General features: G+C 69.5%; 4 protein-coding genes and 1 pseudogene. All 5 read left to right on the forward strand.

Annotated features, from left to right (window positions below; all coding sequences use genetic code 11):
• Positions 1-361 precede the first annotated feature (361 nt).
• Positions 362-664, forward strand: a complete 303-nt coding sequence (locus O3W51_RS46970; protein ID WP_138359675.1) for a hypothetical protein — start codon at positions 362-364, stop codon at positions 662-664.
• A 218-nt stretch (positions 665-882) separates the two neighbouring features.
• Positions 883-1650, forward strand: a complete 768-nt coding sequence (locus O3W51_RS46975; RefSeq protein ID WP_198359444.1) for a hypothetical protein — start codon at positions 883-885, stop codon at positions 1648-1650.
• A gap of 158 nt (positions 1651-1808) precedes the next feature.
• Entirely contained in the window at positions 1809-4349 is a 2541-nt protein-coding gene (locus O3W51_RS46980) for a tetratricopeptide repeat protein (protein WP_269290146.1), read from the forward strand.
• A gap of 122 nt (positions 4350-4471) precedes the next feature.
• Positions 4472-4840, forward strand: coding sequence for a hypothetical protein (locus O3W51_RS46985; RefSeq protein WP_138358637.1), 369 nt, complete (start codon positions 4472-4474; stop codon positions 4838-4840).
• A 63-nt stretch (positions 4841-4903) separates the two neighbouring features.
• Positions 4904-5731, forward strand: a pseudogene (locus tag O3W51_RS46990) (hypothetical protein); the annotation flags it as partial.

Here is a 5731-nt window from a genome sequence, read left to right on the forward strand (position 1 = left end):
ATCACCGGAGCCCAGGCCCCCAGCGGCATCCCGTGCGTCATCGCCGCACCGGTCGTGGAACGCGCCAAGCGCAGCGCCACCGCCACCCGCGGCCGACGCAGCCGCTTCGCCCAGGCCCGCCGCTCCGGATCAGGCGAGCGCCCCGCGCCCCGCACGACCACCACCGCCGCGTAACGCCGCAGCCGACGCTGCCGAAGAGCCGTCCCATCTCCGATGTCAGGGGTGGGGCGGCTGTTGGCATTTCCTGGCGTTCAGGCGGTTTCTTCGGCGCTCGCTCGATCCGGAGGGACTCGGGGGAGTGACGGAAGGTAAGCGGGGCACACGAACAGTCACTGACATATCGTGCGGGGAAGGCAGAGCGATGATGACTGATCCTGGTACTGCGACGCTGGTCGAAGAGCTCCGCGAGCGGGCCGGTGCGTTCGTGAACTCCCATGTCGACCTGTGGGTCACCGTGGAGGACGACGGGACGCTGATCCTGGCCGGACAGGACCCCGCCGCCCTGTTCCAAGCGGCCGCGGACTGGCTGAGCGACGGGCCCGCCTGCACCGTCGCCGATACCCGCTGGGACCGAGGGACGGCCGAGCCCGCCCACACTCTGCGCCTGTATCTGCGCCCGGTCGGGGCGGAACTGACGCCGCAGCGGACGGCTGAAAGGGTCTAGGACCGCTCCCTGGGCCCAGTGAAGTCCGGCAGGTGACGGCGGCGGCGCCGATTTCCGCGCCGCCGCCCGTGTCCGGCCGAGCGCCGCGACCGGGCCGAAGGGGTGCTGAAAGGCAGGTCGGACGGCACTGGGTGACATCTTCTTCTCTCGGTCCTGGCGGGCCGCTACCGTCGCATGCACCGCGGTGGCGTGGTGTGCAGGCAGGGGGAGGGACAGCTGTGATCGCTTACATCGCGCCGCTGTGGATCTTCGGTGTGGGGTGCCTGGTCGCGTCCGTGGTGGGGAAAGCGGTGAAACTGGGCGGGGTGGAGATCCCGGCCATCACAACGACCAGGGCTCAGCTCGTGGTTGCGCTCGTCGGAGTGGCGGCGATCGTGCTGGGGACGGTGCTGTTCCAGCACGAGGGATCATCGTCGACCGCTGGCTCGTCGGCAGCGGTCCCGTCCGGTGCGAGCTCGGCGAGCGGCGCGAGCGCCCCGCCCCCGGCACCCACGCGGGACCCGCCGCGCACCCCGACCACCGCACCCTCCACCACGACCCCGCCGCCCTCCACCGAACCCGCTACGCCGCCCGCCACCGAGCCGCCCGCCTCGACGGCTCCCGCGGCCGTACACGTGCGCTGGCAGGGGACGTTGACGCTGGATGACGGGAGCACGAGCGGGAGTCCGATCACGGGCTGGTCGCTGGATTCCGTACCGCCCCAGCGGGCACCGATGGGGGATCTCGGACTCGCCTGCCAACTCAGCTGCGAACCGGGCCAGATCGTCGGCACCACAGTCGTGTCCTGGAACGGCGCGACCCCGCCGAAGCGGGAGCAGTGCGTCACCCTTCTCAATACGCACCTGGGGCAGCGAACGGCGGACGTTACGGCGGGCTCCATCGTGTGCTTCGGGACGGACGGCGGTCGGGTCGGGTTCTTCACGGCGGACGGCGGCGCGGGCGGCGGCCGGCAGACGCTGGCGGTGACGGTGTGGGAGCGGCCCTGACCGTGCACGTGGCCGGAGCCGCCCTCAAGGACGCCCGCCACAGCCTTCCACTCGATTCCGAGAACGCCCCGTCCTCGTCGCCGCGACGCCGGAATACTGGCGGGACGGCATTCGGTCGAATCCGAGGTGCTCGTTGATCGATGACCGGGGGAGATCGGATGAGCGGTGACCGTCCGGGCCGGCGCCGGGAGATGGCGGTCCTGGCGTCCGGGCCCGTGCTCGGCGCCGCGGTGGGGGTGGTCACCAACATCATCACCTCGACCTGGAACTGGTGGCTCTTCTCCTCGCTGCTCGTCCTCATCACACTCGCAGCCGTGGGCGCGGCCCTCGTGCCGGGCTCAGATCGCACCCCGGTCTCCACCGACGACGATCCGCCTCCTCATCGGGCCCGGGTCAACACCCTCCCGCCGGAAGCGGCAGTCTTCTCCGGCCGACAGGAGGAGCTGCGCCGGCTCGTGGAAAGCACGCCGGAGCTCAGCGCGTCACGACCGTTCGTGTGTTCCATCACGGGTCCGTCCGGCAGCGGGAAGACGGCTCTGGCTGTGCAGGCGGCTCATCGCCTCGTGGCCCGCTACCCTGACGGCCAGCTGTTCCTGAGGTACCGGAGCCATTCGGAACCGGCGGGAAGACTCAGCGCCCAGGACGTCCTGGCGAGTGCCTTGACCACCATCGGTGCGCCCGCTCCGCAGACACGGTTCGGTGTCGACGACATGAGCGGCCAGTGGCGGTCCGCGGTGGGGAACGGACGATTCCTCATCGTTCTCGACGACATCACCCGGGCGGAACAGGTGCGGCCCTTTCTGCCGAACTCCCGCCACGCCATGGTGATCGTCACGAGCCGGCGTGTTGTTGCCGGCATTGATCCCGACCTGCACCTCGAAGTGGGGGGTCTCACCCGGGACGAGGCGTGCTCCGTCATCACCGCCGTCCTGACGAGAGCCTCACACGACATCGACACCTCCGTCATCAGCGCGTTGGCTGAGATCTACCGGCTGCCTCTGACCGTCAGACATGTGGCGGACCGCCTCATCACCGCACCGGACGGATCCGGGCTCCGTAGCGGGGACGGCGTCCCGCACCGAGCAGGAGACGATGTGAACATGGATCCCTTCGGCTGGTCAGTGACGGCGTTGGACACACGTGACCAGCTGGTCTTCCGTCGGATGGCGCTCCATCCCGGGCCGCATGTCACCGGCGAAACGGCGGCGGTGCTGGCCGGCATCCCGGTGGAGGAAGCAGATCGGTCGCTCAACGAACTCCACCGCCGGGGCATCATCGGCCGACCGGACCCGCATGGATACGGCGTGCACGATTCGGTACGCGCGCTTGCGTTACGGGAGTCCGAGCTTCATGACAGCAGTTCATCGCGTACGGCGGCAATGCGGCGGCTGTTCCGGTTGACGGCACGCCAGCTTGCCCTGGCGAATGCCGCCATCGGTTCTCCTCTGGTCATCGACCTCCCGGCCGACGCCGCCACCGAACCCGATGTTCCCACGGAGGAGAAGGCAGCTCTGGAGTGGCTGGAGATCTATCTGGTGGACTTCAGGGCGGTCGCCCGGCTCGCGGTCGACGAGGAATGGGCGACGACCTGGCAGCTGACCTGCGGTCTCAGCTATTTCCTGCGGATCCACCGGAACATCGTCCAGGCCGAAGAGCTGAACGAGTCCTCGTTGCACTTGGCTGTCACGACAGGGGATGTCCTCGGACAAGGCTGCAGCCACAGCCAATTGGGGGTCCTGCACCGGTGCACCGGACGGTACCGCAGCGCACTCGGACACACACAGGCGGCATTGGGGCACTTCGAGACCCTGGGCGACGATCGTGGCCGCGCGTTCTGCTACGCCGAACTGGCCGTCATTCACTACCATCTGGCGGAGTATGCCCCCGCGCGGAACGCGATGGAGCGTGCTGTCACCCTCCACGGACGGATGGGCGGGCTCCGGGGCGTCGCCAACGGCCGCGGCACGCTGGGGTTGTTCAGCAGGGCGACCGGCGACTATGCCGCGGCCCGGGTCTCCTTCGACGAGGCGCTCGGCATCTATCAGAGCCTGCGGAACCTGCGTAACGAGGCATGGATCCGCATCGAACTCGGCACACTCGACCGACTCCTCGGTGACTATCCGAGTGCCTTGGACCAGTTCGCGGCCGCGCATGCGATCTGCTCCGACACCGGCGACCGCAGCGGACGAGCGTGGGCCGAGCGTGAGACCGGCATCACGAAGCGGATCCTCGGACAGTACGCCGATGCCCAGGCCCTGCTCGAAGGAGCTCTGGACGTCTTCACATCCATGGACAGCGCCAGGAACGCCGCCGACGCGCGGGTGGAGCTCGGTTCCCTGTATCGCTCCATGGGAGATCTCGCCGCCGCACGACGCCATGTGACGGACGCCCGGGATGAGTACGAGCGCCTGGGGAACAGGCGCGGTACGGCGTGGGCGAACATCGAACTCGGTGTGCTGGACCTGCGGGAAGCACGGTGGCAAGCGGCCACGGAGCGCTTGGAACAGGCCGGGAGGACCTACGCGGCGATCGGTGATCGATCCGGAGCCGCCAGGGTTGAACTGGAATCGGGCCGGCTCGCCCTGGCACGCGCTGACCCAGTGACAGCACGCGAGCATCTGCAACGGGCCGTATCGGCGTACCGGGACCTGGGCACGCCCGAAGCAGCCACAGCCCAGGACCTCCTGAGCGGTCTGTGAGCATCATGACGTGTCCAGTGTTCCACTGCGCAGAGGTCGGCAAGGTGTGAAACTGGCTGCCTGTAGCACCAGTTGTGCGGCCGGCCGATACCAGGCCGATTCGGTTCGATGACGGGGCGAGGATGTCTGGAGTGGAGTTGGTGATGGCCGCGCTGGCCGCGGGTGCTTCGGCGGGGCTCACGGATACCGCGAGCAGTGCGGTCCGGGACGGCTACGCGGGGTTGCGTGAGGCGGTGCGCCGGCGTCTTGCCGCTGGGGGTGAGGACGGCGCACGGGTCCTGGACGCCCGTGAGGTCGAGCCCGGGGTCTGGGAGGCCCGGCTGAGGGAGCGGCTGGCCGCGACGGGTGCGGATCAGGACGCGGAAATCCTCGCCGCCGCGCGGTTGTTGCTGCGGGACCTGGGAGTGGCCGGGGCGAATGTCGTCGACGCCAGGGACGCCAAGGGCGTGCAGATCGGCGACAACAACACGCAGACCAACACGTTCAACTGACCGGGCCTGCCAGTGGGAGCGGACGAGAGCGGCCACCACGTCGACGCCCGTGGTGCGCGAGGGGTGCAGATCGGCAGCGGCAACACGCAGATCAACGTGTTCGCAGCCGCCCACCCGGTTGCGCAGTCCGGCTATCTCCACCAGGTACGGACGATCGCCCCCGAGATGCTGCTGGGCCGGGAGGAGGAGCTGGCCGAGCTCGCGGACTTCTGCACCCGGCCCGATGCCGGTGACTACCTGTGGTGGCGCGCGAAGGCGTGGGCGGGGAAGTCCGCCTTGTTGTCCTGGTTCGTTCTGAACCCGCCACCGCGCACCCGCATCGTCTCGTTCTTCATCACCGCGCGCCTGGCCGCCCAGGACGATCGTGAAGCCTTCCTGGACGTCGTCATCGAGCAGCTGGCGACCCTCCTCGGCGAACCTGTCTCGCCCTACCTGACTGCCGCCACCCGTGCCGCGCACATGTGGCAGTTGCTCGACGCCGCGGCCGCCGCCTGCCGGCAGCGAGAACAACGCCTGGTGCTGGTCGTGGACGGTCTCGACGAGGACAGGGGAGCCATCGCACACAGCATCGCCGCGCTGCTTCCGACCCGGCCCGTGGCGGGGATGCGCATCGTGGTGGCCGGACGGCACGACCCGCCGCTCCCGTCCGACGTGCCCATCGGGCATCCGCTGCGTGACCCCGGGGTCGAACGGACGCTGAAGGAGTCCCCGTACGCCCAGATCGTGCGCAACGACGCGGAGCGGGAGCTGAAGCGGCTGCTGCGCGGCACGACGGCGGAGCAGGACCTCCTGGGGTTGGTGACCGCTGCCGGCGGCGGCCTCAGCGGCCGGGACCTGGCCGAGCTGACGGGACGCCTGGAGTGGGAGATCGAGGAGGTCCTGGGCGCCGTG

The organism is Streptomyces sp. H39-C1 (genome assembly GCF_027158125.1).
GTDB lineage: Bacteria > Actinomycetota > Actinomycetes > Streptomycetales > Streptomycetaceae > Actinacidiphila > Actinacidiphila fildesensis.

Coding starts and splice junctions, on each gene's coding strand:
- O3W51_RS46970 (WP_138359675.1), top strand. CDS start 362: ATGATGACTGATCCTGGTACTGCGACGCTGGTCGAAGAGCTCCGCGAG.
- O3W51_RS46980 (WP_269290146.1), top strand. CDS start 1,809: ATGAGCGGTGACCGTCCGGGCCGGCGCCGGGAGATGGCGGTCCTGGCG.
- O3W51_RS46985 (WP_138358637.1), top strand. CDS start 4,472: ATGTCTGGAGTGGAGTTGGTGATGGCCGCGCTGGCCGCGGGTGCTTCG.